The sequence below is a fragment of the Campylobacter rectus genome (genome assembly GCF_004803795.1).
GTDB classification, from domain to species: Bacteria; Campylobacterota; Campylobacteria; order Campylobacterales; family Campylobacteraceae; genus Campylobacter_A; species Campylobacter_A rectus.
This window is the reverse complement of sequence record NZ_CP012543.1, coordinates 751,402-777,360: the sequence shown is the minus strand read 5'-3', so window position 1 is coordinate 777,360 and position 25,959 is coordinate 751,402. Positions and strand designations below refer to the sequence as shown.

Here is a 25,959-nt window from a genome sequence, read left to right as displayed (position 1 = left end):
TATCCAAATTTTCCTTTGACGAATATCTTGTGAGAGAATATTCGTTGTACTCTAGAAAGGAGGTGATCCAACCGCAGGTTCTCCTACGGTTACCTTGTTACGACTTCACCCCAGTCGCTGATTCCACTGTGGACCATAACCGGTTTGGTATTTGGGCTTCGAGTGAAATCAACTCCCATGGTGTGACGGGCGGTGAGTACAAGACCCGGGAACGTATTCACCGTAGCATGGCTGATCTACGATTACTAGCGATTCCGGCTTCATGGAGTCGAGTTGCAGACTCCAATCCGAACTGGGACGTATTTTATAGATTTGCTCCATCTCGCGATATTGCGTCTTATTGTATACGCCATTGTAGCACGTGTGTCGCCCCGGACATAAGGGCCATGATGACTTGACGTCGTCCACACCTTCCTCCTCCTTACGAAGGCAGTCTCATTAGAGTGCTCGGCCGAACCGTTAGCAACTAATGACGTGGGTTGCGCTCGTTGCGGGACTTAACCCAACATCTCACGACACGAGCTGACGACAGCCGTGCAGCACCTGTCTTAACATTTCTGCAAGCAGACACTCTTCCATCTCTGGATGATTTGTTAGATATCAAGTCCGGGTAAGGTTCTTCGCGTATCTTCGAATTAAACCACATGCTCCACCGCTTGTGCGGGTCCCCGTCTATTCCTTTGAGTTTTAATCTTGCGACCGTACTCCCCAGGCGGTATACTTAATCCGTTAGGTGCATTACTGCCTCGACTAGCGAAGCAACAACTAGTATACATCGTTTAGGGCGTGGACTACCAGGGTATCTAATCCTGTTTGCTCCCCACGCTTTCACGCATTAGCGTCAGTTAAGTTCCAGCAGATCGCTTTCGCAATGGGTATTCTTCTTGATCTCTACGGATTTTACCCCTACACCAAGAATTCCATCTGCCTCTCCCTTACTCTAGATTATCAGTTTCCCAAGCAGTTTAACGGTTAAGCCGTTAGATTTCACAAGAGACTTGATAATCCGCCTACGCGTCCTTTACGCCCAGTGATTCCGAGTAACGCTTGCACCCTCCGTATTACCGCGGCTGCTGGCACGGAGTTAGCCGGTGCTTATTCCTTGGGTACCGTCATAATTCTTTCCCAAGAAAAGGAGTTTACGCTCCGAAAAGTGTCATCCTCCACGCGGCGTTGCTGCTTCAGGGTTTCCCCCATTGAGCAATATTCCCTACTGCTGCCTCCCGTAGGAGTCTGGACCGTGTCTCAGTTCCAGTGTGACTGATCATCCTCTCAGACCAGTTACGCGTCATAGCCTTGGTAGGCCGTTACCCTACCAACTAGCTGATACGATATAGCCTCATCCTACACCGAAAAACTTTCCCGACTTAACTTATGTAAAGAAGGAGTATAGAGTATTAGCAGTCGTTTCCAACTGTTGTCCTCTAGTGTAGGGCAGATTAGCTATATATTACTCACCCGTGCGCCACTAAGATTAAATAGCAAGCTACTTAATCTCCGTTCGACTTGCATGTATTAGGCACGCCGCCAGCGTTCACTCTGAGCCAGGATCAAACTCTCCATATTAATCTTCTTTAGCGCAAAGCAAAGCTTTGCTAAGAAGCAACACTAAAGACTAAGATTGCTGACGCAATCTAAATTAGTGTCGCATAACCCCTAAAGCACACCGCTTCTTTCGGAAGCGCCGTAAAGAAAGCTATTAAACTTATCTTTTTAAATTTAGGTAATTGACATATGAAGTTTTAATCAAAAAACTTTAATTTTATATTCTACAATCTACGATCTTTTAAATTAGCAAGCTAAATAAAAGATGATTGTTTTTAGTTTTTCTACGTTAATTACTTTCCAGGGAAAGCCTATTAAGTAGATGGCTCAATCGATCACTTGTTTAGATTTCAAAGATTGACTAATTAGTTTAACAGTGTGAATTTAAAAAACGTAATTTAAAAAGCTAAAACTCAAATTCCCAAAAAACGGAGAATACTTTATTTAGCTCAAAATTAAAACTTACGATATTAAAAGAAAAGGCTTTATTAACGTGAAAGTTAAAGGTGGTTTCTTAATTCGTGAGCTGGAATTATACAGATAGGATGCTTAAAAAATACTGAAGAAATGAACCAAAATTGTATATTTTTTAAATTTATGGACGATCCGCAAAAGCAACCTGCAAAAAGCCAGTTTCTGGAGTTACCGTTATAGTAGCTGTTTTTTTAGCCGTACTTAGAACTATTTGACAATTTTGTCCATTATGAATCAGCCTATCATATCCTCTAGTTGCGCTAGTGCCGGTGGTACTTACACCCCTCATAGGCCTTCCAAACTCATCAAAAGAGATGGTTTGCAAATTACTGTCTCCGCATACCCCACGTAGCTCTACATTAGTTATGCCAAATTTTGTCGCCAAATTATATTTACTACTAACATTTGCGCAATTAGCATCCGAGATACCAGCCCACCCTGAGCTCATAAATTTATTTGGATCCAATGGGTCTCTTGCAACTTCGTTTGCCGAATTTAAATTACCTGTAGTATCCCCATCGTCATGGTATACGCTATATCTCCATTCATTTGTACCCCTACAAAATGAAGCTCTAGTAAAAGTTATACTCCATCTTTTTTTATACCACTTGTCCCCGTCACCCACCTTACTATCCTGCATCGCCAAATGTTGTGTATAACGGATATGCGACATCACTTGGTCGGCAGCCTCGGCGATATGATCATCGTTTATTCTCGGTAGCGCCGCAACGGCTATTATCCCTATCACCACGATCACAACGACGAGTTCCAGCATAGTAAAAGCTTTTTTCATCAAATTTATCCTCTAATCATCTTTTATAATCTTAAAATTTGCGATTTTCACGCCGAATTTATAGACCGCTATATTACCATAATTATCTTTTAAGTCCAAATTCGCCAGCCGTAAATCCGCTCCCGAGCTCGTGTCTATACCGTAAAATTTGAGCCTCAAAGCCAGCTTTTTATCATCCGTGAAAATTTTTTCTACGCTTTCGTTTTTTAGCTCTTTTGCAAGCTCTTTTGCTACGTGATATCTATAAACAAAATGCTTAGTCGGGTCTTTTAACGCAGCGTAAAGCATTTCGTTAAAAAGCACGAACAAAAATCCCGCCAGTAAAGAAACCGCGACAAATGAAACTAAAATTTTATAATCTCGCCTAAACATCGGCAGCCTAACTCGATATGAGCTAAAAAATACCCGCACCAAAATCGGTACCGAAATAACGCAAAACGGCAGATAGTTTTCGAGCTCCAGACGCTGCCTGATCGACAAAACTATGCAAAATAAAAACGCCGTTATGCAGACAAACCAGAGCAAATTTTTAGTCTCTTTTATCCAAATTCTATACATCGCATAGACAAAATATACAAAAATAAAAGGCGAAAACGCAGCGGCAAAAATACTCACGGTATCAAGCAGATGGCCTCTTGGCTTACCGCCCGAGTCAAATCCGTAAAGGTAAAAGCAAAGCGCGAAAAGTAACGCCGCCACCCACGCCATCTTAGCGTCGCGCCTATAGACGCCAAAAATAAAAATCGCCAAAAAATAAACCAAAAATGCGCCGCTAACAAAAGGTAGCACGCATAAAAGCGCGTAAAAAACAGTGATCTTTCGCAACTGATAAAGATAAATATTTAAAAGCGCAAGCGCGATTATGACGCCTGCGTCATTTACCAAGATCGCCGACGCCATCGTCGCAGGAAGCAATATAAACGCTATCACGCTCACTACTCGGTCAAATTTACGTTTTAAAATTTGCTTTGAGACTTTGTAAAGAAGCGCGACGCTAAAAATGTGACAAATAACGAAAGGAAGGCGCAAAGCGTAGTCGTTTTGCCCGAAAATCCCGACTGACAACCTAGCCAAAACGGCTGAAATTTTAGATGAGTTATAAAACGCATCCGCCTCGTAGTAGCTGATGCTAATCGTGCTAATCGCATACGACAAAAAGCAAAAATCAATAAGGCAGATGATAAAAAGTAAAAACGTTTCCGAGCGCAACATAGTTAAATTTACGGCTTAAATTTGCTCTTCCCAGAAAAACTCTATCCACTCATGCGCCTCTTTTACCGTAAAATCAGGCAACAAAAGCGCTTTTCGTTTATAAAATATAGTAGCGATTTTTAGCTCGATATGCGGGAAGCGCTTTAAAAGCTCTTGTTTGATAGCTATCATACTCTCTCCCGTATCGATCATATCATCCACTATCAAAATTTTATTAAATTTAGATAGATCGGGGATGTTAAAGATATCGATAGTATCGAGCTTTTGAGTCTCTTCGTAGTGGATTGAGTTTAGCGTAAAAAGATTGCGGTTATTTAGCAGGCTCGCTAAAAAATGCCCCAAAGTAAGCCCGCCGCGGGCGACTGCTAAAATCACTTCGGGCTCGAAATTTTCTTTGATATCCCGCACCATTATCTTTACGTCTTTGTGGAATTCCTCAAACGGATACTTTAGCATATTCTCTCCTTAATGCACTAAAAATACTATGAAACTAATGAGCGCAAGCACGATAACGCCGATGTTTACGTATTCCCATTCGCGCCTCATAAGCCGAACCAGCAAATACGCCATAAATCCAAACGAAAGTCCCGTCGTGATCGAGTAAGTAAGCGGCATCAAAATAACTATCAAAAATGTCGATATGGCGATAGCGGGGTCTTTAAAATTTATATTTCCGAGCTCGCTAAACATCAGCACGCCTACCATCACCAGTATCGGATATATCGCGTTTGAAGGTATCGCTTTAAAAAGCGGCAACATAAAAATCGTAAGCACGAAAAATAGTCCGCAAAACACGGCCGTCAGCCCCGTCTTGCCGCCCTCCTCCACGCCGCTGGCGCTCTCGGCAAATGACGTCGTCGTGCTAACTCCTATGAGCGAGCCCGCAAGCGTAGCGGCAGCATCGGCTTCGAGAGTTTTTTCTAGCTTTTCGACGCCTTTTTGATTATTCTCATCGAAAATTCCGGCTCTGTTTCCCACGCCTGCAAGCGTGCCGATAGAGTCGAAAAGATCGGTCACGAAAAATGTAACGATCACCGGAAACAGCGCAAACGATAGCGCCCCCATGATATCAAGCTCTAAAAATATCGGCGAGATAGAGGCGGGCAGCGAGATAAATTCTTTCGGATAGGGCGCGATACCGAACACCCAAGCGATCACCGAGGTTGTAAATACCGCGATGATAAAGGCGCCTTTGACTTTCCACGCCCAAAAAAGTATGACGAAAAATAGGCCTACAAAGCCCAAAATCACGTTTGGATCTTTTAAATTCCCAAGTCCGACTAGCACGGCGTCGTTATTTACGACTACGCCCATTTGCTGAAGTCCGACGAAGGCGATAAATGCGCCTATGCCCGCGCTTATCGAGCGTCTGACATCGCTCGGGATAGATTTTAAAACCCAGATTCTAAAATTCGTAAAAGATAGCACGACGAAAATGATGCCCGAGATGAAAACCACACCTAGAGCCGTCTGCCACGGTATCTGCATACCAAGCACCAGCCCAAAGGTAAAATACGCATTTAGCCCCATTCCAACGCTCATAGCCACCGGCGTGTTCGCCCACAGGCCGTTTAGCACGGTGGCGATTACCGTGATGAGCGCCGTAGCGGTGATGAGCGCATCCATCGGCATACCGGTTTTACTCATAATGATCGCATTTACGGGCACGATATACATCATCGTTAGAAAGGTCGTGAGACCCGCACTAAGCTCGGTTTTGACGCTCACACCGTTTTGCTTGAGTTTAAAAAAATCCATCTTTGCCTCCTTTTAGTTATCGTAAATTTTTAGTTCGTTATACAAGCTATCTCGCTCGACAGGGACAAAGCCCGAAGTCTGGATGAGATCGGTAAAATTTCTAAGACTCATACCGCTTGCCGATTTCGCTCCGGCCGCGCTTTGGATGCTCTCTTTTTGTATCGTGCCGTCTAGATCGTCAGCGCCGAATTCCTGCGCGACCATAGCTAAATTTATCGTCGAGGTCGCCCAGTACGCTTTTATATGCGCGACGTTATCGAGCACCAGACGCGAGATGGCAAAGGTTTTTAAAATTTCGGCCGAGCCGGGATAGTTTTCTACTTTTAGATAGTTGTTGTCGCGCTGATAAACCAGCGGGATAAAGGCGTTAAATCCGCCCGTTTTGTCCTGCAAACCTCGAATTCGCAGCATATGGTCGATGCGGTTTTGCTTGCTTTCGATGTGCCCAAACAGCATCGTCGCGTTGCTTTGCTTGCCCTTTTCGTGCCAAAGGCGATGGATTTTGAGCCAGTTTTCGGAGCTTACCTTGCCTTTGCAGATTTTACGCCTAACGGCTTCGTCAAAGATTTCAGCTCCGCCGCCGGGCATACTATCGATACCGTATTCGAGCATCTTTTCCACGACTTCTTCGTAGCTAAGACCGTGTTTTCGCGAGAGGAAATCAACCTCCGCAGCCGTTAGCGCCTTGACGTGGATTTGCGGGTATTTTTCTTTGATTTTTTTAAAAATTTCCAAATACCATTGCCACGAGGTATCGGGGTTGTGCGCCGAGACGATATGTATCTCTTTTGCACCGCCGGCGACGCTTTTTTCGACGATTTTTAGTATCTCTTCGTGACTCATCGTGTAGGGGTTGGGGTTTTTGCGATTTGCCGAAAATGCGCAAAATTTACACACGTCCGCGCAAACATTGGTCGGATTTATGTGGCGATTTACGTTAAAAAATACCTTTTTGCCGTGTAGTTTTCGCCTTTTTGCGTTTGCAAATTTACCCAGCGTAAAAAGGTCTAGGTCGTACAAGCCGACGCATTCGTCCGCGTCCAAACGCTCGCCGCTTTGGAGTTTTTCTATTAAATTTGTCAAATTTTATTCCGAAAATAGATATTAAATGACGATTATATGTTAAAAAAGCTTTGTTTTTGCAAAATTTTAGTATCATCGCCTAAAATTTCAACGAAAAGGCGGCGATAAAAAGTGGCTTTAAAGGACAAAAAAGACGTTACTTATTATGGCGAAATTTTAGCCTCTCATCTAAAAAAACTTCAAGGCAAAGGCTTTGCAAATTTTATCGCAAAACAAAGCGACGAGCTAATAAAAGCTCTTTGCGCGAGAGTTTTGGACGAGATTTTCGCGGACTTTAACCCGAGCGCCGATTTTATCCCGTTTTGCGTCATCGCTACCGAAAAATACGCCGACAACCTCATCTCCACAAGCTCGGTTTTAGAAGTTTTACTCGTCTTTAAAGAAAACGCCGGCTTTAACGTCAAATTTATCCTAAAAAAGCTAGTCGCCGCGTTGGAGGGCTCAAATTTAAAGCTAAATATTAAAATTTGCGAACTGGACGAGATTTTTGAAGCGCACAAAAACGACCACAAAACAAAGGCCGCGTTTAGCCGCATCCGCTATATCTGCGGCTCGCGGACGCTTTATAAGGCCGCTCGCTCACAGATTTATAAAACTCGCGAATTTAACGCGCAGGAAAATCTCAAATTTTACGCTAAAAATTTAGGCGCTTTTAACGAGATTCCAAATATTAGGCAAGAGCCCGATCTAAAAAACGACCTAGGCGGCACGAACGACATCTACTACTTAAACTGCGCTCTAAACGGCTTTGAAAACGAGATCAGTATGCGTTCGCAGGCTCTAAAATTTATCGACGAAAAGGAGCTTAGCGCGCTAAATTTGGCGGCTGATTTCATCCTTTGCGTAAAATCGGCGCAAAATTTATCCTCCGACTCCGACGTTTTTGATCCCGCCAAGCTAAACGAGATCACCGCTCTTATGCAAACCAAGTCCAAAAAGACGCAAGAAAACAGCAGCGTCATCTCGCAAAAGCTCTTTTCTTGTATGCATTCTGTCGCCGTTTTCTCGCGCTATCTGGTCGCTAGCTTTTACAGGAGCAAATTTAAAAGCGGGGCTAAATTTAACGAACTTCGCGCGGGACGGCTGGGAAACGGCTTTTATAGATTCGAAAGCACTATCTATGTGCCCCTACATGCGCGTCCAAAGAGCCTTGTATCGGTGCTAAAGCAGCTTTTGACGCTTGGCGATACGGCTTATAAATTTGACGTTAGCGCGATTTTTTACATCAAACGCGCGCGTATAAATAAAAACGACTTTGAAGAGAGCGCCGAGCTTTTCAAGCAAATTTTACGCCGAAACCACGCTCATTGCATTATTAAAGCCCTTCTTGACGCCGAAGCGCTGCTAGGTATCGTTAAACCGCTCGAGCACGCCAGCCACTTGGCCGAATTTGACGGATATCATAAATTTACCGTCGGCGAGCACTGCGTTTTAAGCGTCAAATTTGCCGAAAATATCAAAGATAAATTCGTAAAATCGCTTTATGACGAGCTCTGCCTCGAGGGACGCACTCTGCTAAAGCTAGCCCTGTTGCTGCATGACGCGGGCAAGGGTCTTGGCGGCGATCACGAAGTCGTTGGCTCAAATATCTTTCGCGCTTACGCCGCAAAGCTAAATTTAAGCCAAAAAGCCGTAAATATCGGCGTTACGCTCGTGCGCTACCATACGCTGATGAACGACGTGGCAAACCGCGAAGATATCTACGATCAGCGCACGATTTTTAGCTTTATCTCAAAGCTGGGCGACCCGCAGACGCTGCGCCTGGCCTATATCATCACCTACTGCGTGATAAACGCTACCGACGAAAAGCTTTATACGCCCTATCTGGCGCGGCTTTTGCGCGAACTTTACGGCATTTGCTTGCAAAGCTTCGAGGATGAAAATCTACTCGACGAAGCCACAAGGCGCGTAAAAAAAGAACTTAGCATCAGGCGCAACGCTAAATTTGCCGCTTTGAGCGAAAATTTGAAAGAAAAAATTTTCGACATCCGCTCAAATTTGCTCTTTGCCAAATATCAGCCCGCAGACATCATCGGTATCGCCCAAACTGCGCAAAGCGCGGATAAGCTAAGCGTTCGGATACAAAATCATCAAAGCTTGAGCATAGAAATTTACGCGCAAAGCTACCCCAATCTTGCCGTTTTGCTCTCGGCTCTAGCGCACCTTGATCTTGGATTTATGGAGATTTTCGAGCTGTTTGAGGGCAAATTTTACATCAAGCTAGAGTTTAACAAAAACGTCAAATCAAGCGAACTGGAAACCCTAAAAAACCTCATCGAAATTTCGCTAAAAAGCGATGCTCCCGCTCAGATAAATCGCCCGACTATACTAAAAGGCGAGCTAAATTTCGACCCGAACCACTCGCAAGAATACGCAAAGCTGGGCATAAACGCCAAAGATCAACGCGGGCTGATGGCCTACGTGTTGGGAGTTTTTAAGGAATTTGATGTAAAAATAGCCAACGCTAGAATCCAAACCATCAAAAATAGAACGCGAAATCTACTGCTAATCCAGAAGCAAGCGGGCGTAAAATTTAGCGAGATTTTAAAATTATTAGAAAGCGAGTAAAAATGTGCGGAATCGTCGGCTACATCGGATGTAGCGAAAAAAGAGAGATTATTTTAAACGGATTAAAAGAACTGGAATACCGCGGCTACGATAGCGCAGGGATGGCGGTAATGAGCCAAAAAAACGATGATAAAAAAGCAGCCAAGGAAATCGCCTTTTTTAAGGCTACCGGCAAACTTGAAAATTTAGCCAAAAAATCAGAGGGCTTTAGCTCCAGCGGCGAGGGCGTCGCGATCGGACACACGCGCTGGGCGACGCACGGCAAACCTACCGAAATCAACGCCCATCCGCACCTTGGCGAGCACTCTTTCGTCATCCACAACGGCATCATCGAAAACTACAAAGAGCTAAAAGAAGAGCTCGAGGCAAAGGGCGTAAAATTCGTCAGTCAAACCGACACCGAGGTCATCGTGCACCTTTTTGAGGAGATACTGAAAGAAAACGGCGGCGATACGTTAAAAGCTTACGAGAGCGCGGTAAAACGCCTACGCGGAGCCTACGCGACGCTGCTAATCACCAAGCTCGAGCCGGGCAAAATCTTTTTCGCTAAAAATGCGGCGCCGTTAATCGTCGCCAAAGATGCAAACGGCGGTATATTTTTCGCATCCTCGGATGCCGCGCTCATCGGCGTAGCGGACGAAGCGGCATACTTAGACGACGGCGCATACGGAGTCGCGGGCACGGATGAGATCAAGATTTTTGCAAACGGCAAAGATATAAATTTAAGCTTCTCAAAACTCGCCAAAGACAAATCCTATGCGCAAAAAGAGGGCTATAAATTTTTCATGGAAAAGGAGATCTACGAGCAAAGCGCAGTCGTCGCCGAGACGCTAATGGGACGCATCAAAGACGGCGAAGTCTCGCTCGAAAAGATCGATGCGCAGGCGCTAGAGGATGTGGATGAAGTGATCTTTTGCGCGTGCGGCACGAGCTATCACGCAGCTCTTGCAGCCAGCTACTTTTTTGAGCGACTGGCCAAAATCCGCGCCAAAGTCGAGATCGCAAGCGAATTTCGCTACCGCGAGCCCTTGCTTAATAAAAACTCGCTTTTCATCGTTATCTCTCAAAGCGGCGAAACCGCCGATACTCTTGAAGCGCTCAAAATCGCCAAAAACGCGAGGCTAAAGACGCTAGCCGTCTGCAACGTCGATAACTCCTCGATCGTGCGCCTAGCCGACGCCACCGTGCTCACTCGCGCAGGTATCGAAAAGGGCGTGGCCAGCACCAAAGCCTTCGCCACGCAAGTCGTCACTCTGTGGATGCTAGCGCTGCAAATCGCGCAGGCCAAAGCCTCGGTAAGCAAAGAAGAGCTAAAAAGCGAGATCGCGGCGCTCCTGCATGTCCCGCAAATTTTAAATATCAGCAAAGAGCCTCAAGAGCGCATCCGCCGCCTAGCCAAGCACTATTTGCACGGCCACGGCTTCTTTTTCATCGGGCGCGATATCTTCTATCCGCTCGCGCTCGAGGGCGCGCTAAAGCTCAAAGAGATCTCCTATCTACACGCCGAGGGCTACCCTGCGGGCGAGATGAAGCACGGCCCTATCGCGCTTGCCGACGAGAGGCTCTTTACGATCGCGCTGATGCCGCAAACCGTCCTTTACGAAAAAACCAAAAGCAACGTCGAGGAGCTCGCCGCCCGCGACGCCTATATACTTGCGATCAGCCCCGAGGAGTTCGAGCTTAGCGACGATTTTATCAAAACGAGCAAGCAAGCTCACCCGATGAGCGAATTTTTCGAGATGATGATCATCCTGCAGCTTTTTGCGCTGGAAATCGCCGTGAGGCTGGGCAACGACGTGGATATGCCGCGAAATCTCGCTAAAAGCGTGACGGTAGAGTAAATTAATAGGCGAAATTTGGCGAGCGGCGGCGTTAAATTTCGCTTTTAGTCCTAATCTACAAATTTAGGCGAGAGGTTACCCGCCTAAATTTCTCTCAAACTTTATTCTAAATTTAAATACAAATTTATCGGCGCCGAGGAGGCATTGGTGCAAAATTTAGACGAAAAATATGAAATTTATCAAAAAAGGCTCGGTGCAAAAGCGCGCCGTCTCACGTCGCTGATGAACGATACGAAATGGCTCAAACTCTGCGAAATTTTAGAGGCCTCGGGCTGCGAGGGCATGCGCGTGAAGCTGCTATCAAGCGACGAGGAGATCGCGCTCGTCTGCGGCTTTGGACGCTTAGAGGACAGGTATTTTGACTGCGCCAACGGAGCGATTTTATTTAAAAATCTGCGCTGGGTTTTCGTGCCTAAATTTTACGAGCGGGCGCGTATGAACAGAGCCGAAAAGCTCGCCTCAAATTTTATCCCAAATCCGCTTGAAGCGGTGCTGGACGCCATGACAAAGGCGGGTAAATTCGACTATGAAATGGATGAGAGCGGGCTAAAAATTTACGGATACGGATAAATTTGCGCGGGCGATATAAAGCTAGTGCCCGCCTGCGCTCGTAGAACCGCGTGCAATGGGCACGGCGGAAATGCAGACGGACGACAAATGAGGCGAGCGAGCAAAGACGGCGTCAAATTTAAAGCTGCGCTTGCTCGCTAAAAGCGGAGAAATTTGATAAAATTTGACGAAATTTAACTCAAAGGAGCAAACATGAGCGCTCATCTATGCCTAAAATGCGGCGAAAACAGGATCTATTTCGACGGCATCTGCCGCTCATGCCGCCAAAGGCAGAGGCGAGAGGAGATTTTAAACCTAAGCGCGGACGAAGTGGATGCGATGATCCTAAAAATCGCGGATCGCATAGGCGAGATCGAAAAATGGCAGGAGATTTACAACGATTTTTGGGCGCTTTTTAGCCTGCTGGATATCCACGATCCAAGGATCGCGCGAGCTGCGGCGGCGGCGGAGATCTACTACCCGCCCGAGCTCTACCGCGGCGCGCCTAATGACGTAAGAGATGCGCTTATAGCAAAACTAGACTCGCTACAAGATAACTCCAAAAACGCGCTAAATCACCTTCTGTGCTCGCTTGCGTGGCAGGGCGACGAAAAAACGGCAGAGCTATTTTACGAGCTGTATCAAAACCCTAGGCCGTGGCGCAAAAAGCTCTACGTGGGCACTGAAATTTACGCGCAAATCGGCGGTTGGAGCTTTGACGAGACGGGCGAGCGCAAATCGCTCGTTTTTGATAAGTGCCTCGCGGTAGTGCGCGTAAAAGATGGCGCGGAGAAAAACGGCGAGCGCGAGCGCGGAGATGACGGTGCCGGCGCGCAAGGCAAAAGCGAGAGCACGCAAAATGGCGGCGCAAATGAAGGCGTGAGCACTAGCTTGCGGAACGAGCGCGCGAATTTCAAATCAGACGCGCAAAAAGACGCTAGCAGCGGTTTAAATTTAAGCAAAAATGCAAAGGATGCCCGCTGCGAATGCGCAAACCAAAACGCGGATGAGCCCGTACGTATCGGCAGACCTACGGGACAAAAGTGCGAGTTTTGCGGCTGCGAGATGATTGATATGCTGCGTCTTAAGGCCGATGAGCCGCGGCTTGCGTTTTTAAATTTAAAGCACGATGCGATCTTTCGCTGTTGCCCGACCTGTATCGGTTTAGTCGTTTATTTTTGCAAAAGAGGCGCGGACGGCGAGATGGAGCTAAGCTGCGAGGGCGAAGGGATGGAGAAAAGCTACTTTTCGCAGCAAGATCTTGTGCGGCTGTGTGGTATGAAATTTAAACTAAGCGGCGAAGTATCGCCCTTTTACGGCTGCTTTAGCGAGCTTGACGTGACCGTGGGAGGCTATCCGCAGTGGGTGCAGGACGCCGAGTATCTAGCCTGCCCTAGCTGCGGCGGGACGATGAAGCATCTAGCTCAGATCCCATTCGGCGAGCTGGTGCAGGGCGAGGGCATCATATACGTGCAGATCTGCGAGAAATGCGAGGTTTTGGGCGGCTGCTTTCAGTGCACGTGAGGGCGCGGGGGTTTTGAAATTTGCGCCCCGAGCCCGCGCAAAAAATTAGCTATAATGCAAGTAAAATTTGATTTAAGGAGAAAAATATGGGGTTATTCGGTTTTGGCAAAAAGGCTGAAAAGGCGCAAATTCCAAGCACTTTTGCCGGCAGAGTGGATAAATTTTGGACGGAATTTAGCGGCGTGATAGATGAGATCAAGGCTGATCTAGCGGCGAAGGAGTTTGAAAAGGCGATGCAAAAGACTGACGAGAAGCTTCGCATCTGCCTTGCGGAGCCTTATTTTATGACGGGGCTCGCGGGCGATAAGCTCGATCTAGTGCTAACTCCCGAGGGTATGAGACATCGCCTATTTTGGCTAAATTTTATCAAAAACGCTATGCCCAAGCAGCTCGAGGGCAGAATGCGCTGCACGCTCGGAAAGCCGCGCGCGCCGCGAGGTATCGGCGGGATCGAGATGTACGGCACGCGCGTAAGCGCCGAGGAGTCGATGATCTACGCGCAGTTTAACGAAAGCGACGTGGATATTAAAATTTACAACGAAAACCTAGCGGCTCTGCTCGCGCAGGATGAGGGTAAGGCCTACGACCTTAGCTTTATCCTGCTTGACAATATGATCGGCGAGACGACGGTCATAAATACGCTAGGCGAGCTTGAGGTACTGGCCGAGCCCGAAGAAAACGGCGTGCCGCTAAGCGAATTTGCCGACCTGGTCGATGAGAAATTCGGCGAAAAAGCCGCGCGCGAACCGTTAAAGAATTTTTTCAGCTACGAGATGGAGCCGCGCAGAAGCGAGGTGCGCGAGGACGTGGTCGTGGGCACCACCTGCCTAACAAGCATCATAAATCAATACCTAAACGGCGAGCGCGACATCTACAACGAAGCCTTCGAGCTCGGCATCAAATTTTGCTTTCTTAGCATAGGTAACGGCGGCGACATGCAGGCGGGTTTTGATCTGCGAAATAAAATCGAGGACGATGAGCTGGATAGCTGCGGCTCGTTTTTGGAGATAATCGGCGGCGCAACCGGGCAGAAGCACGCATATATCGATCTCATCTGCTATGACGAGGAGAGGCTTAAAGAAAAGGTGCAGCAGCTTTGCAAAAAATACGGCGCAAATATCGAAATCCACGACTTTAAGTGGTAGCAGCCTCTGTTTTTGCGGCAGATAAATTTGAAATTTTGCACCATCGCAGAAAATAAATTTTAAAATTCTATGCCGCATAAAATAAATTTAAAATTTGCCGCGCCGCACGCTTTTTGTTCGGTTTTACCATTTCGCCGACACGCGGTAAAATTGAGCGAGCCGTGAGTTTGCGGCGCAAATTTATAGTAGCGATCGAAATTTAGTTTTTTTGGTGTAGATTTGCCGATTTTAGCGCTTTTAAAGCCTCAAAAACGTGATAAAAATTTAAAGAAACGACGCAAAAATCATCTTAAAATTTAAAGACAATTATGATTTTATGGTATCAAAATACGAGCGGCGCCGATCTATGACCGCAGAAACTCCGCTCTCATTGGCCCTGACGAGCCGTGGGGTCTAACGAGGGCGATAAAAAGGAGTTTGAAAGAGATCGGCGGGACCCCTTTATCGGCGGCAAATTTACCACTTGGATTAGTTAAAATAGAAAATCTCAGCCTTTGCACGCCCGCACCATTTATTTGGCGCTAAATTTTGCTTTTGATATAGGTTGCGACGGATTATTTGCCTATTTGAGTTAGCTTAAAGTCGCATTTTTGGACATTGCGGATACCATCTCAAAGCTCGCAAATAAAGCTACGCGCCCTATCAACAAAATAGCAACACGGCGGGCTTTATCGGCATACACAGCGCTGCAGGCTTTGGATGAGCTTTTGACGCCACGCTCTGCTCTGTTACCTGCCCCACTATGTGTGATTTTCGAATTTAACCACGAGCTCACTCCGCCTCAATGCTTGCCATCGCAATTTTTCAAATTTACAGCAGTAAGGCTTATTTGCCCACTCATCTCAACGCAAATTTTTCAGATACCGGCACGCGCTAAATTCCCCGAGCTTGCAGCCCCTATCGTAAAGTTCTTTGGCGGCGTTTTTATTCTTTTCTACGCCCATGCCCTTTTCGTAGGCAAAGCCCAAATTTGCACAAGCTAGCGCGCTAGCGCCCGAGCAAGCCCGAGTAAAAAGCAAAGCGGCTCTTTGGTAGTCTTTTTCCACGCCCTCGCCCTTAAAATAACAAACCCCAAGATCGGCACAAGAGCCTACGTGCCCGCGCTCGCAAGATATCGCAAATATCTGCGCCGCCCTTGCTGCATCCTTTTCTACGCCGTCACCCATCGCGTAGCTTAAGCCAAGATTGTAGCACGCCGTTTCCTCGCCTAGTTCGCAGGCCTTAGCAAAAAGCTCATTCGTCTTTTTGCCGTCCGGATAGACGCCAAGCCCCTTGCCGTAGCTATACGCCAGGCTCGCGCACCCCTCGCCTACGCCCTTTTCGCAAGTTCTAGCAAAAAGCTCATTGGCCTTTTTATGATCTTGCGCCGCGCCCTGCCCGTTTTGGTAAAGCAGCCCCAGATATACGCAGGCCTTGTCCGCGCCCAGCTTGCAAGCCTTATCGTAGTATCGCACGGCTTTTGTAAATTCTTTATCAAACTCGTAAAAATACCCCAGCCCCGCGCAAGACATCGCGTTTTTCTCGCCGCCTTCATCGCAGGCAAGTTCGAGATTTTTGAGCGCGACCGAGAGCCTTTTGCAAATCTCGTCGTTTCCTTTCTTGCACTCGTTGCTAAGATCGGCTAGCTCGCCGCCAAAAGCCAGCGCCACAAAAAATATGAGCGAAATAAAACGTCTCATAAACTTAAATTTCCTTTCAAATTTTATAAATTACCGCCGCAAAGCACAAGGCCAAAACGCCCGAAGTATAAATTTAAAAAGATTAAAATTCAAATTTGGCTAAAATCGCTATCAAAAAGGAGCGTAAAATGATTTTTGAAGACGAGCTGATTTTCGTCGAGCGAGAAACGAGCGAGATACCGTGGGTAAAAATTTTTACCAAAACGCCGTTTAAGGAGCTAACAGACTGCGATGAGGCGACGCAAAAAAGAGTATTTGAAGCGGTTTTAACGACCGAAAAAGTAATGAGAAAATTTTATAATCCCGCAAAAATAAACATCGCAAGCTTTGCCAACTACGTGCCGCGCGTACATTTTCACGTGATGGCGAGGTTTGAGAGCGATAGCTTTTTCCCGGAGCCCGTGTGGGGTAAAAAGCAGCGCGAAGGCGAGCTAAATTTACCTGATTTTGCCGAATTTTCTCAAATTTTAGCGGACGCGCTAAAAAGAAGCCCGCGTGAATAAAAAAATTCTAATCCCCTTAATCATCGTTACGTGCGTGCTGGTCGGCGTTTTGGCATTTTATAGAGCCGAATACGAAAAGCAAACTCAAAGCGAAAATATCAAGAAATTTCTTGATTTTCAGACACAAATTTTAAATAAAAATATCGAAGAGGAAAAACTCTCCGCGATGACGGTAGCGGCGCTGCTGGCGCAAAACGAACACATAAAAAAATGTATGAGCGAAAGCAACCGCGACAAGTGCCTGCAAGCCCTGGCCGGCTTTACGCGCACGCTTAGCAAGGTGCCCATCTACAAAAACGTCAAATTTCACCTCCATACGCCGGAGATGAAGAGCTTCGCTAGAAGCTGGATACCGATGCGAGGCGACGATCTGACGAGCTTTCGCTATATGCTAGCGGAGGCTAAAAACGGCGTCACGGCGGGAATTGAAGTCGGTCGCGGAGGGGTTTTTATTAGATCGGTCGCACCGATTTTTAACGAGCAAAAGCAGCTAGGCAGTATCGAGGCGCTGCTTGATTTTAAACATTTGAGCGATTTTTTTTCGCAGCAAGGGCTTGATCTTTTCGTATTGCTTGATGTCGGCGGCGACCTGCCCTATCAAAACAGCAGCGACGAGGGCATCATCGAAGGTTTTCACTTCGTAAATAAAGACTACGCGAATTTAAACGTCCTGCCGATACTAAAAAACATCGAATTTAAAAGCGGCGCATTTTATATGACGGGCTCGCACGCCTTCACCGTCCAGCCGATGAACGATGCGCAGGGCAAGCGCATAGGCTACTTCGTGATTTATTTTAACTCGGACTTAAAAGAGCGAAATTTAGCCAAGCTCGGCGTTTGGTTTGATTAGTCGAGCAAGCTTTTTGAATACGGGGCGAATTTATACGTAAAGACGCTGCCTTTGCCAAGCTCGCTTCTCACGCCATACTCCACGCCGTTTTTCACGCAGATGCTTTGCACGATGTTTAGCCCTAGACCAAAGCCGCCCTGCACGCCGTCGTCTCTGGCGTAACGTTTCCAAATTTTAGCTGTATCTTTGATGCCCTCGCCTTCATCCTCGACTACGAGCACGATCTTGCCGCTTTTTTCAAAAAGGCGCAAATTTATTATTCCTCCTTCGCGGCTGTATTTTACGGCATTGCTTAGGTTGTTATCGATGATCCTGCCCGCCTCTATCTTGCTCATAAAAATTTGCAAATCAGGCTTCACGAAATCATAAATTTTGATATTTTTCGCCATCGCAAGGCCTCTCATATACCGCGCGCGCTCGAGGCAAAATTCGCTCAAATTTAAAATCTCGGGCGGGAATAAAATATAGCCGCGCTTGATATAGTATTCGGTGTCCTCGTAGGTGATTTGCATTTGCTTTAGAGCCGAGCGCATACGAGTGACGTATTTGTTATCAAGGCCCAGCATCTCAAGATTTATGCCGATGACGCCGAGCGGAGTTTTTAGCTCGTGCATCGCGTCGTTAAAAAAGTTATTCATATATTTCTTAGCGTCTTTATACGGCTTAATGCCGCTGATAAATGATAAATAAAGCGTAAAAAATACGACCGCCAAAGCAAAAGTGAGCGTAAGGGCCGTGATAAATAAAATTCTTGCGTTATTTTGCTTTTTAGCTAGCACGAGATAATAAAACTCGCTCTCCACGCTAAAATAGGTCTTGTAAAAAAGATAGCCATTTTCTTGGCGAGTGATAAATTTAAAATCGCTGGGGCGCGCATCTAAATTTGAAACGACTTTTCTTTCTTTCAGATTAAAAATTCCGTATTTGTAAATGAGCGACACGGGCAGAGTTTCGTTTGCGTCTAGCGCTTTGCGGATTTTGCCTTCGTATTCAAGCAGCTCAAATATATTTTTAGAGTATTCGTCCTTGGAGCTTAAATTTATAATCTCATAGCTTTGAAATATAAACAAAACCATGATGATGAGAGTGGCTAAAATAGGGGTTTTAAGGTTTTTCGACATCTATTTTGTAGCCTAGTCCGCGTGCTGATTTTATAAACTGAGGCGTCGTTTTTTGGCGGATCTTTAGTATGTGCATACGCACGTCGGCAGGATCGATTTCTTTGTCGTTCCACACTTCGGCGCGCAGCCTTTCGATACCTACGAAGCTGTTTTTATGAAAGAGCAAACACTCGATTATCTCAAATTCTTTCGTACTTAGTTCGACGGGCTCGCCTTTAAATTTAAGCCGCTTTTTGACTATATCCAGGCTAAAATTTTGATCAATCGCTATTAAATTTTTATCATCCTTGCCGTGATATTTGCGCATAAGCTCATTTACTCTAAATTTTAGCTCGGCAAGCTCAAACGGCTTTTTTAGATATTCGTTACAGCCCAGCTCGTATCCAACCGCCATATCGTCTATATCCACAAGCGAGGTCATTATCATTATGGGCGCCTCATAGCCGATATCTTTGGCGTATTTTATGACTTCATGTCCGCTAATGTGCGGCACCTTGATGTCAAGGATCAGCAAATGGTAAAAATTTGCCGCGATCTTATCACAGGCGATCTGACCGTTTGCGGCTTCATCTACATCGTAGCCGATGCTTTGCAGATACTCGCTAACGCTTTGGCGATATGCAAAGTCATCCTCAAGCAGTAAAATTTTCATAAATTCTCCGAATTTTATCGTAATATTTAAGTTAGGATAATAGCTAAAAAAGATTTGAGTTCGTCTGAATTTAAAAAGGCTCGGCGAGTTTTAAGCCGAGCCTAATATATCTAGTTTAGTCTAAATTTCACGCGCCGGTGAAAATTTGACCCGCATAAACGATGTAGTATCTTAGCATCACGACGCCGCAAATGACGACAAGCGAGTTTGCTACGATGTAGCCTACTCTATACGCGTGATTTTTTAGAGCCGTCAGAGCTATCGCGATAGGGGTCAAGAGCCCTAGTCCTACGACGCCAAGCCAAAATATAAGCGCGTATTGCCCCGTAGTGAGCGCTTGCTTTGCCGCGAGCGCACTCGCTCCGCCCTCGAAATATAGTCCCAAAAATAAAACCGCGATGAGAGGTATCTCAAAAAGCACGGCTCTTAAGTCCAAGACTAAAAGATATTTTACGTTTTCTTCGTGGATAAGGTGCTTGAAGCAACAAAGTCCGACCAGGATATTTGCTGCGATACCGGAGCTAAAGCCCGAAGTCAGGAATAAAATCGGCAAAATCGGCGTATTCCAAAGCGGGAGTTTCGTTATCGCGCTAAGTAAAAAGCCCGTATAGACGCCCACGCCGATAGCTAGGATAAACAGTAACGTCTCGATAGTCTTTGAAAGCGGCGCAAATGAGCGAATGAGCCTGGAAATCGGGCGCAAAAGCGCTAAAAAGCCGTATTTTTCTATCTCTTCTTCAAAGATGATAATCGCAAACAAAAACGCAAACGGCGTATAAAGAAGCAGCAAGGCCACACCTATGGACATAACCGAGCCGAAGTTATACTTTATCAAAATCCAGTAAAAACTAAGTGGTTTGCCAAGGTCAAGCACCAAAAGCGCAAGTCCCACGCAAATAGTTATCGGAGCTACGATGGCTCCGGCTTTTACCATCGCGTCCCAGATGCTATCGTCTTGCTTTTTATGATAGTTCCACTTAACAAGCAAGGCCACCATCATCGCCCCCGCAGAAAGTCCCGCCAAAAACAGATAAACCGCTATCGGCCACGGCCAGTAAATTTCGTTATATTGAGCTACGCTTCCCCACATATTATTCATGGCTTCCTCCTTTGCGGTTAGCTATCATAGCAAGCCTCGGTTTCGTTTTAAGCTCGGCTTTAGGATAGTAGTGAGATTTGATATTTAAAATTTTACTTACTTCGCTTTTTGGATCGTTTATATCGCCAAATGCCAGAGCGTTTGTCGGACAAACGGTGACGCAAGCCGGCTTCTCGCCTAGGCTGACTCTGGTTTCAAAGCAAAAGGTGCACTTGTCTATCTCGCCCGTCTTTGGCTCGACGTAGCGAGCGTCATACGGACAGGCCAGGATGCAGTATTTGCAAGATACGCAGGTGGAGCGATCTAGCAGCACCAGCCCGTCTGCGGTCTGAAAGCTCGCTCCCGTCGGACACACGCTCACGCACGGCGCATCATCGCACATCGCGCAGCTGTGCCTTATAAAATCCATCTTCAAATTCGGAAATTTACCGCTTACCTTCGTTTGCACTTGCAGCCTATATACGCCGTCGGTCACGGCGTTTTCGCTTCTGCAAGCTACCGAGCAGCCTTGACAACCTATGCAAAGATTTTCGTTGTGTATTAGTCTGTATTCTTTTCTCATCTTTTATCCTTATGCCTTTACTATATCCACGCCGACGTTAGTCACCATAGTCGAGCAAACCTCGCCGTAGCTAGGATCCAGTAGCTTGCTTTGATTGGTTCCTACGCCGTTTACGCGCTTTAGTCCCGCGCTCACGTGCCCAAAGCCGTGATACAAAAACAGCGTATCCTCCCTGATGCCCTCGGTGACGAAAACGGTAGCCTTATCTTTTGAAAATTTATTCTGCAAGAAAATTTTATCTCCCGTTTTTATACCGTATTTTGCGGCGGTTTTCGGATGCACCCAGACCGGCGAATCGCTCATAAGAGCGTTTAAAAACGGCACGTTTTGCGTATGTCCGTTGGTGTGGATAGGGGTTTTGCCCGTCATCAAGCATAGCTCGTGTCCGCCGTAAACGTCCATACCAAGAGTATTTAAACAGCCAAATCCGGGGAACTGCTTTTCGACCTTTTCGCTAAAGAGCTCGATCTTGCCGCTTTCGGTTTTAAATTTGACCTGAGACTCCATCAGTCCGTCCTCTCCGACAAACTGCGAGGCACTCGGATACTTTTTCACCAGCCCTTTTACGCTGTCTTTTTCTCTTAGTAAAATTCCCGGCACCTTCCACGTGACGTAGCCGTCTTTAACGAGCGCGGCCAAGAGCTCGGCATTGCCTTTTACTTGTTTCATTCGCCACTCGTCCATCGTATTTGCCGAGTACTGCTCGTCTATTTTCATCCTGCGAGCCAGCTCTCTAAAGATATCGTAGCCGTTTTTGGTATCGCCTACGGGATCTACGACTTTATTTCTTATCATATATGCCGGTTTTTGACCAGATTTATCCTCGATACCTTCGTCTCGCTCCAGATATGTGCTCTCGGGCAGTATGACGTCGGCGTAGATAGAAAAATCATTCATATATACGTCCGAGCTTACGATAAATTCAAGCTTTTTAAGGCTCTCTATCGTTTTGTCCGTGCCGGCGACGTTTATCGGGTGGTTAAACCTGATGCTAAACCAGCCCTTTACCGGATAAGGTTTCTCGCTCAGTATCGCGTTTGGTATTTCCATCAAAACGCCGTGGCTTCTGCTGACGAATTTATTTCTTCCGTCTTCGCCCGCAGCGTCTATCCTAGGCACCTTTGGCACTTTTATCGCGGAGTCCGGGTTTGTTATTTCAGGGATTAGCTCCTCGCCGATTAGCTTGTTGTAAAATTTAGCCTTCTTTCCTCCGAATATTCCGCCCTTTTTCTCCCAGTTACCCATCATCGCATTTGCCGTCATTATCGCGCGAGTGCGGATGTATTCGGCCTTTGCGGTGGTGGTTTTATGACCCCAGTCGATGATGACTTTGGGCGCTGCTTTCCAGATTTCGTCCGCGATGCGCTCGACCGTTTTTGCGGGTATTCCCGTGATCTTTTCTTGCCACTGCGGCGTGGTGTCTTTGGTTGCTTCTACGACCTTATCAAATCCGATCGTAAATTTCTCTATAAATTCTTTATCGTAGGTGTCGTTTTTTATCCACGTATGAATAAGCGCTAAAACAAAGGCCAGATCGGTGCCCGGTTTTACAGGTAGCCACTCGTCGGCCTTGCCCGCTACGACGCTAAATCTAGGATCGAGCACCAGCAGCTTTGCGTCCTCTCTTTCGGCTACGGCGGCTAGCTTTTTGGTATCGCTTATCACGATACCCTCAAAGAGATTGTGACCGAAATTTACGATATATTTAGCGTTTGAAAAGTCCCTTTTTAGCTTCGCGTCGCCATACATATGCTCGCACACCATCTGATAAGTGATCGGACAACAGGAAAAGTGAGAAAAACAGTTCGGCGAACCGTATGCGCTGGCAAAAGTGGTCATTAGCTTGTGCGTTTGGCTCGATTTTGCCGTAAATACAAAGCTCTGCGCGCCGTATTTTTCCTTGATCTCGAGCATTTTTTTAGCGACCAGATCCAGCGCCTCGTCCCAGCCCGCCTCGCGCCATTTGTTTTCGCCGCGCTCGCCTACTCTGATGAGGGGCTTAACTAGACGCTGCGGATCGTAGAGCTGATTGTGCCCGCTACCGCCTCTAGCGCACACGGATGTTGCCGTGCCGCTCGCTTTGTGATTGCCTTGGATGAAGATGTTTTTGCCGTCTACGACCTTGGCCTCGATGGGACAGCGAGAAGAGCACATCTCGCAAAAACTATAAACGGTCTTATCGCCGCCTTGCAAGGCTTTGGCTCCGACCGCGCCTAGAGTGCCGGGCGCGTAAGTCATCGCAAACAAGCCCGTAGCGGTGGATGCTTTTAAGAAATTTCGTCTCGAAGTATCCATTTTCTCTCCCTTTTCGAAATAATTTTGATGAAATCTTAAAAAAACTACGTAAATTTTACGTAAATTTTTTATCTCGATATAAATTTTATTTGATAACAATTATCTCGTTTTTTTAGGGATATGGCATATATTTTTAGTTCAAATTTATCAAACATAGAAATATCAAATTTTAGCCAATGATGATATTTTGGCAACTATTTACTTAAATTTATAACTTAAAAAACATTTTTTATAAAACTCGATTTTAAAAGACGAATTTACAAATTTATATCGCGCGCGGCTATGTCGCTTCGTCACAACGCTGCCTGCTTAAAAGCGCAAATAAATATCTAAACTCCGCCCCGCAAACATCAAAACCGGGTGAGCGGCTAGAGGCGTGGGCTAAAGCAAATTTGAGCCAAAACGCTTTCATTATCGCTCACAAAGCAGGCGCGATAATTTTCTTAGCAGGTTTTTAAATTTACTCAAATTTTGCGGCTTAATTTTCGTCTTGCCTTTAACGGGACCGTTTGGCGAGTTTCCCGCTTTAAACAAAATTTAACGCGACCGAGATAAACCACGAAAAATAAAAGCGGCGGCTAAATTTACTCGTCTTGAGCCATAAAATTTAAAGCAAAGCTAAAGGAGATGAATTTGCCGTTAAATTCATACGTTTTCGTTTGACGGGTTAAATTTGCAAGCAGGCTAAATTTGACCGATTAAACGAACCTATCGTAGGTAAATTTATAGCAAAATTTATCGTGAATATTTTTTATATCTTTGGATTTTGAGGTTAAATTTAAGGATATTTAAAAAGTCCGCCGCCAAAAGACGACGGACTGAAAAATTTAAGCGACATCGGAGTCGCCGAGCTAGGCACTTCCAAGCTGAGTCGCCAAGCTAGGCGCTTCCAGGCTGCTACTAAGCCGTGTCGGCATCACGATCCAAGAGTAGCTACTACGCACTAGCAAATCGGGTGATCGGCGGGATAAATTTGACGGCAAATTTATCTTTGGGATTTGGTTAAATTTATCGTTCTAACGAGGGGCAAATTTTAAGGGCTTTGTATAGATGGAGACGTTAGCGGGCGGTTAATACCGGGCGACGAGGCGACAAACGCCGCAGCGAGGTAGCGACGCGAGATCCGCTTAAAATTTGCGCTAAATTTTAAGTTCTAGCGGGCTACGTCATACGTGACGGCCTGTATCTTGATTTATGCAAATTTATAAATTTGAGCGAGTTTTTCCGCGCGGCGGTTAAATTTGTCGCGACACGGTTTGCGTTTCGTAAATTTTAAGGATATTTAAAAAGTCCGCCGCCAAAAGACGACGGACTAAAAGGCTCAAGCGACGTCGGAGTCGCCAAGCTAGGCACCTCCAAGCTAAGTCGCTAAGCTCAGCGCTGCTAAAGCTAAGCTCAACACCGCTAAGCTATATTTAAGTCGCCAAGGGACGACGGACTAAAAAATTTAAGCGATGTTGGCGTCGCCAAGCTCGACATTGCTCTCAAAGGTGCCTACCAACTTCACTTCGTTGCTATCTATCGTGCCGTTATGGTTTGTATCATTTACTTGATATACCTTGGTGACGTCGTTTCCTTTGACGGCTACTATGGATTTTCCGTCTTGGGTGATAGTCGTTTTAAATGTCTTGCCGTTGCCGAACAACTCATCGAAATTGCCGTTCGCATAGTCTTTACCTGCGATATTCTCATCTACCGTGGTAGTGTAAATTTTACCGTTTGACGCCTCTTGACCTGCGTTTGATGCGACTTTGGTTACATTTTTATCGGTAGCTCCCAGCGCACTAAAATCCACTTTATCTTGCGTCTGCTCAAAGCCGTTTATATTTAGCTTGTCTCCTGCCAGCTGCTTGGCGCCGAATTTGATAGTATCGGACTTTGTGTTACCCGTTTCGATCGTAAGTTTATAGTTGCCATACTTTATCTTGCCAAGATCAAGCTCACCGCCGCCTTCATTTTTTAAAGTAAGGTTTGAAGCAAGCTCGATCTCCTTAGCTCCGCTCTTGTTTAGATAGTCTAAGCCTTTTCCGTCAAGGGCGTTGGCGGTTGATTTGACATAAATCGTTTCTACACCTTTAAAGGTAACTTTTCCGGTGTTGAGGTCGTTGATATTGACCTTTTTCGTATCCGTAAGATCGGTCGGATCGTCATTTACGCTTACGTTAGTGTCGCTGTCGCCATTTTTATCTTCCATCTCCACGCTCTTTACGGTAGTTCCGTCGGCATCGTATTTGATAGTCTTTAGTATGCCCTTATCGAGCTTTTCTTCGGATACTTTCTTGCCATCTTTGGTTTCGGTGAGGGTGTATTTGTATCCGCCCTCCACATCCGTGACTACGACTTTATGCCCGTCTTTTTCGTATACGCTATTTACATAGCCGTCCGGACCTTCTAACAAAAATTTATCGGCAACCTTTTGATAATGTTTAGCCTTACCATACGTATGATCGCCGGCGAGCTTAAATTCCTCTCCGCTTGCAAATTTGATTTTGTCTATTTTCAAATCATTATATATAGTCTTGGGATTAAAAGGGGTAGAGCCTTTTGCCGTCAGCTCGTTTTTATTAAAAAGCCTTACGGATTTTACATTGCCGTCATCATCCAATGTATAAACAATCGAACCCTCCAAGACGGTAGAGCTTGCTTTGTTTAGAGCGTCTTGTAGAGTAGCCTGATCTTTTGTTAATTCAAGAGCCTCTTTGAAGG

At 46.0% G+C, this 25,959-nt stretch carries 19 protein-coding genes and 1 rRNA gene; 7 read left to right on the top strand and 13 right to left on the bottom strand.

Annotation, left to right across the window (positions count from 1 at the left end; all coding sequences use genetic code 11):
* Positions 1–55: 55 nt before the first annotated feature.
* The 6 genes from CRECT_RS03715 to mqnE all read right to left on the bottom strand — a co-directional run bounded on the left by CRECT_RS03715 (position 56) and on the right by mqnE (position 6,865).
* Positions 56–1,566 (bottom strand): 16S ribosomal RNA (locus CRECT_RS03715).
* A 574-nt stretch (positions 1,567–2,140) separates the two neighbouring features.
* A complete protein-coding gene (locus CRECT_RS03710; protein WP_039888565.1) occupies positions 2,141–2,812 on the bottom strand; it encodes a prepilin-type N-terminal cleavage/methylation domain-containing protein in 672 nt (223 codons plus the stop codon).
* A 12-nt stretch (positions 2,813–2,824) separates the two neighbouring features.
* Entirely contained in the window at positions 2,825–4,024 is a 1,200-nt protein-coding gene (locus tag CRECT_RS03705) for a glycosyltransferase family protein (RefSeq protein WP_002945689.1), read from the bottom strand.
* Positions 4,025–4,039: 15 nt separating this feature from the next.
* On the bottom strand, positions 4,040–4,480 hold the full coding sequence (locus CRECT_RS03700; RefSeq protein WP_002945683.1) for a phosphoribosyltransferase: 441 nt from the start codon (positions 4,478–4,480) through the stop codon (positions 4,040–4,042).
* Between the two features lie 9 nt (positions 4,481–4,489).
* The gene (locus tag CRECT_RS03695; protein WP_002945682.1) at positions 4,490–5,782 is read right to left on the bottom strand and encodes an NCS2 family permease; all 1,293 of its coding nucleotides are present in this window, start codon (positions 5,780–5,782) and stop codon (positions 4,490–4,492) included.
* Between the two features lie 12 nt (positions 5,783–5,794).
* Positions 5,795–6,865 carry an aminofutalosine synthase MqnE gene (gene mqnE / locus CRECT_RS03690; protein WP_002945685.1) on the bottom strand — a complete coding sequence of 357 codons (1,071 nt, stop codon included), beginning with the start codon at positions 6,863–6,865 and terminating at the stop codon, positions 5,795–5,797.
* A gap of 111 nt (positions 6,866–6,976) precedes the next feature.
* On the opposite strand from mqnE, the gene CRECT_RS03685 reads away from it, so the two are divergent.
* The 5 genes from CRECT_RS03685 to CRECT_RS03665 all read left to right on the top strand — a co-directional run bounded on the left by CRECT_RS03685 (position 6,977) and on the right by CRECT_RS03665 (position 14,492).
* Positions 6,977–9,433: an HD domain-containing protein gene (locus CRECT_RS03685; RefSeq protein WP_002945695.1), complete on the top strand. Its 2,457-nt coding sequence runs from the start codon at positions 6,977–6,979 to the stop codon at positions 9,431–9,433.
* Between the two features lie 2 nt (positions 9,434–9,435).
* Positions 9,436–11,274, top strand: a complete 1,839-nt coding sequence (gene glmS, locus CRECT_RS03680) for a glutamine--fructose-6-phosphate transaminase (isomerizing) (RefSeq protein ID WP_002945681.1) — start codon at positions 9,436–9,438, stop codon at positions 11,272–11,274.
* 147 nt (positions 11,275–11,421) lie between these two features.
* Positions 11,422–11,844, top strand: coding sequence for a DUF6678 family protein (locus CRECT_RS03675; protein WP_100067282.1), 423 nt, complete (start codon positions 11,422–11,424; stop codon positions 11,842–11,844).
* Between the two features lie 192 nt (positions 11,845–12,036).
* Positions 12,037–13,347, top strand: coding sequence for a hypothetical protein (locus CRECT_RS03670; RefSeq protein ID WP_002945692.1), 1,311 nt, complete (start codon positions 12,037–12,039; stop codon positions 13,345–13,347).
* 86 nt (positions 13,348–13,433) lie between these two features.
* Positions 13,434–14,492: a hypothetical protein gene (locus CRECT_RS03665; RefSeq protein ID WP_171992666.1), complete on the top strand. Its 1,059-nt coding sequence runs from the start codon at positions 13,434–13,436 to the stop codon at positions 14,490–14,492.
* A gap of 842 nt (positions 14,493–15,334) precedes the next feature.
* Here CRECT_RS03665 and CRECT_RS03660 read toward each other — a convergent pair.
* On the bottom strand, positions 15,335–16,171 hold the full coding sequence (locus tag CRECT_RS03660) for a tetratricopeptide repeat protein (RefSeq protein WP_002945703.1): 837 nt from the start codon (positions 16,169–16,171) through the stop codon (positions 15,335–15,337).
* Between the two features lie 128 nt (positions 16,172–16,299).
* Here CRECT_RS03660 and CRECT_RS03655 point away from each other — a divergent pair, with 128 nt between their 5' ends.
* Both CRECT_RS03655 and CRECT_RS03650 read left to right on the top strand, forming a co-directional pair.
* A complete protein-coding gene (locus CRECT_RS03655) occupies positions 16,300–16,674 on the top strand; it encodes an HIT family protein (RefSeq protein ID WP_039888568.1) in 375 nt (124 codons plus the stop codon).
* Positions 16,667–17,524: a cache domain-containing protein gene (locus CRECT_RS03650; RefSeq protein WP_002945684.1), complete on the top strand. Its 858-nt coding sequence runs from the start codon at positions 16,667–16,669 to the stop codon at positions 17,522–17,524. The genes CRECT_RS03655 and CRECT_RS03650 overlap by 8 nt, the downstream gene beginning before the upstream one ends.
* On the opposite strand, the gene CRECT_RS03645 is transcribed toward CRECT_RS03650, so the two are convergent.
* The 6 genes from CRECT_RS03645 to CRECT_RS03620 all read right to left on the bottom strand — a co-directional run bounded on the left by CRECT_RS03645 (position 17,521) and on the right by CRECT_RS03620 (position 25,882).
* Entirely contained in the window at positions 17,521–18,645 is a 1,125-nt protein-coding gene (locus CRECT_RS03645; protein WP_002945693.1) for a sensor histidine kinase, read from the bottom strand. The genes CRECT_RS03650 and CRECT_RS03645 overlap by 4 nt on opposite strands.
* A complete protein-coding gene (locus tag CRECT_RS03640; RefSeq protein WP_002945676.1) occupies positions 18,629–19,297 on the bottom strand; it encodes a response regulator transcription factor in 669 nt (222 codons plus the stop codon). Before CRECT_RS03640 ends, CRECT_RS03645 begins: the two co-directional genes overlap by 17 nt.
* A gap of 127 nt (positions 19,298–19,424) precedes the next feature.
* A complete protein-coding gene (nrfD, locus tag CRECT_RS03635) occupies positions 19,425–20,396 on the bottom strand; it encodes an NrfD/PsrC family molybdoenzyme membrane anchor subunit (protein WP_002945705.1) in 972 nt (323 codons plus the stop codon).
* Positions 20,389–20,958: a 4Fe-4S dicluster domain-containing protein gene (locus CRECT_RS03630; RefSeq protein WP_002945687.1), complete on the bottom strand. Its 570-nt coding sequence runs from the start codon at positions 20,956–20,958 to the stop codon at positions 20,389–20,391. Before CRECT_RS03630 ends, nrfD begins: the two co-directional genes overlap by 8 nt.
* Positions 20,959–20,967: 9 nt before the next feature.
* Positions 20,968–23,253, bottom strand: a complete 2,286-nt coding sequence (gene phsA, locus CRECT_RS03625) for a thiosulfate reductase PhsA (RefSeq protein WP_039888572.1) — start codon at positions 23,251–23,253, stop codon at positions 20,968–20,970.
* Between the two features lie 1,447 nt (positions 23,254–24,700).
* Positions 24,701–25,882 carry a hypothetical protein gene (locus CRECT_RS03620; RefSeq protein WP_002945680.1) on the bottom strand — a complete coding sequence of 394 codons (1,182 nt, stop codon included), beginning with the start codon at positions 25,880–25,882 and terminating at the stop codon, positions 24,701–24,703.
* Between the last annotated feature and the right edge of the window lie 77 nt (positions 25,883–25,959).

Coding starts and splice junctions, on each gene's coding strand:
- CRECT_RS03705 (WP_002945689.1), bottom strand. CDS start 4,024: ATGTTGCGCTCGGAAACGTTTTTACTTTTTATCATCTGCCTTATTGAT.
- phsA (WP_039888572.1), bottom strand. CDS start 23,253: ATGGATACTTCGAGACGAAATTTCTTAAAAGCATCCACCGCTACGGGC.
- CRECT_RS03665 (WP_171992666.1), top strand. CDS start 13,434: ATGGGGTTATTCGGTTTTGGCAAAAAGGCTGAAAAGGCGCAAATTCCA.
- CRECT_RS03710 (WP_039888565.1), bottom strand. CDS start 2,812: ATGAAAAAAGCTTTTACTATGCTGGAACTCGTCGTTGTGATCGTGGTG.
- CRECT_RS03655 (WP_039888568.1), top strand. CDS start 16,300: ATGATTTTTGAAGACGAGCTGATTTTCGTCGAGCGAGAAACGAGCGAG.
- nrfD (WP_002945705.1), bottom strand. CDS start 20,396: ATGAATAATATGTGGGGAAGCGTAGCTCAATATAACGAAATTTACTGG.
- CRECT_RS03700 (WP_002945683.1), bottom strand. CDS start 4,480: ATGCTAAAGTATCCGTTTGAGGAATTCCACAAAGACGTAAAGATAATG.
- CRECT_RS03645 (WP_002945693.1), bottom strand. CDS start 18,645: ATGTCGAAAAACCTTAAAACCCCTATTTTAGCCACTCTCATCATCATG.
- CRECT_RS03630 (WP_002945687.1), bottom strand. CDS start 20,958: ATGAGAAAAGAATACAGACTAATACACAACGAAAATCTTTGCATAGGT.
- CRECT_RS03640 (WP_002945676.1), bottom strand. CDS start 19,297: ATGAAAATTTTACTGCTTGAGGATGACTTTGCATATCGCCAAAGCGTT.
- CRECT_RS03695 (WP_002945682.1), bottom strand. CDS start 5,782: ATGGATTTTTTTAAACTCAAGCAAAACGGTGTGAGCGTCAAAACCGAG.
- CRECT_RS03660 (WP_002945703.1), bottom strand. CDS start 16,171: ATGAGACGTTTTATTTCGCTCATATTTTTTGTGGCGCTGGCTTTTGGC.
- CRECT_RS03670 (WP_002945692.1), top strand. CDS start 12,037: ATGAGCGCTCATCTATGCCTAAAATGCGGCGAAAACAGGATCTATTTC.
- glmS (WP_002945681.1), top strand. CDS start 9,436: ATGTGCGGAATCGTCGGCTACATCGGATGTAGCGAAAAAAGAGAGATT.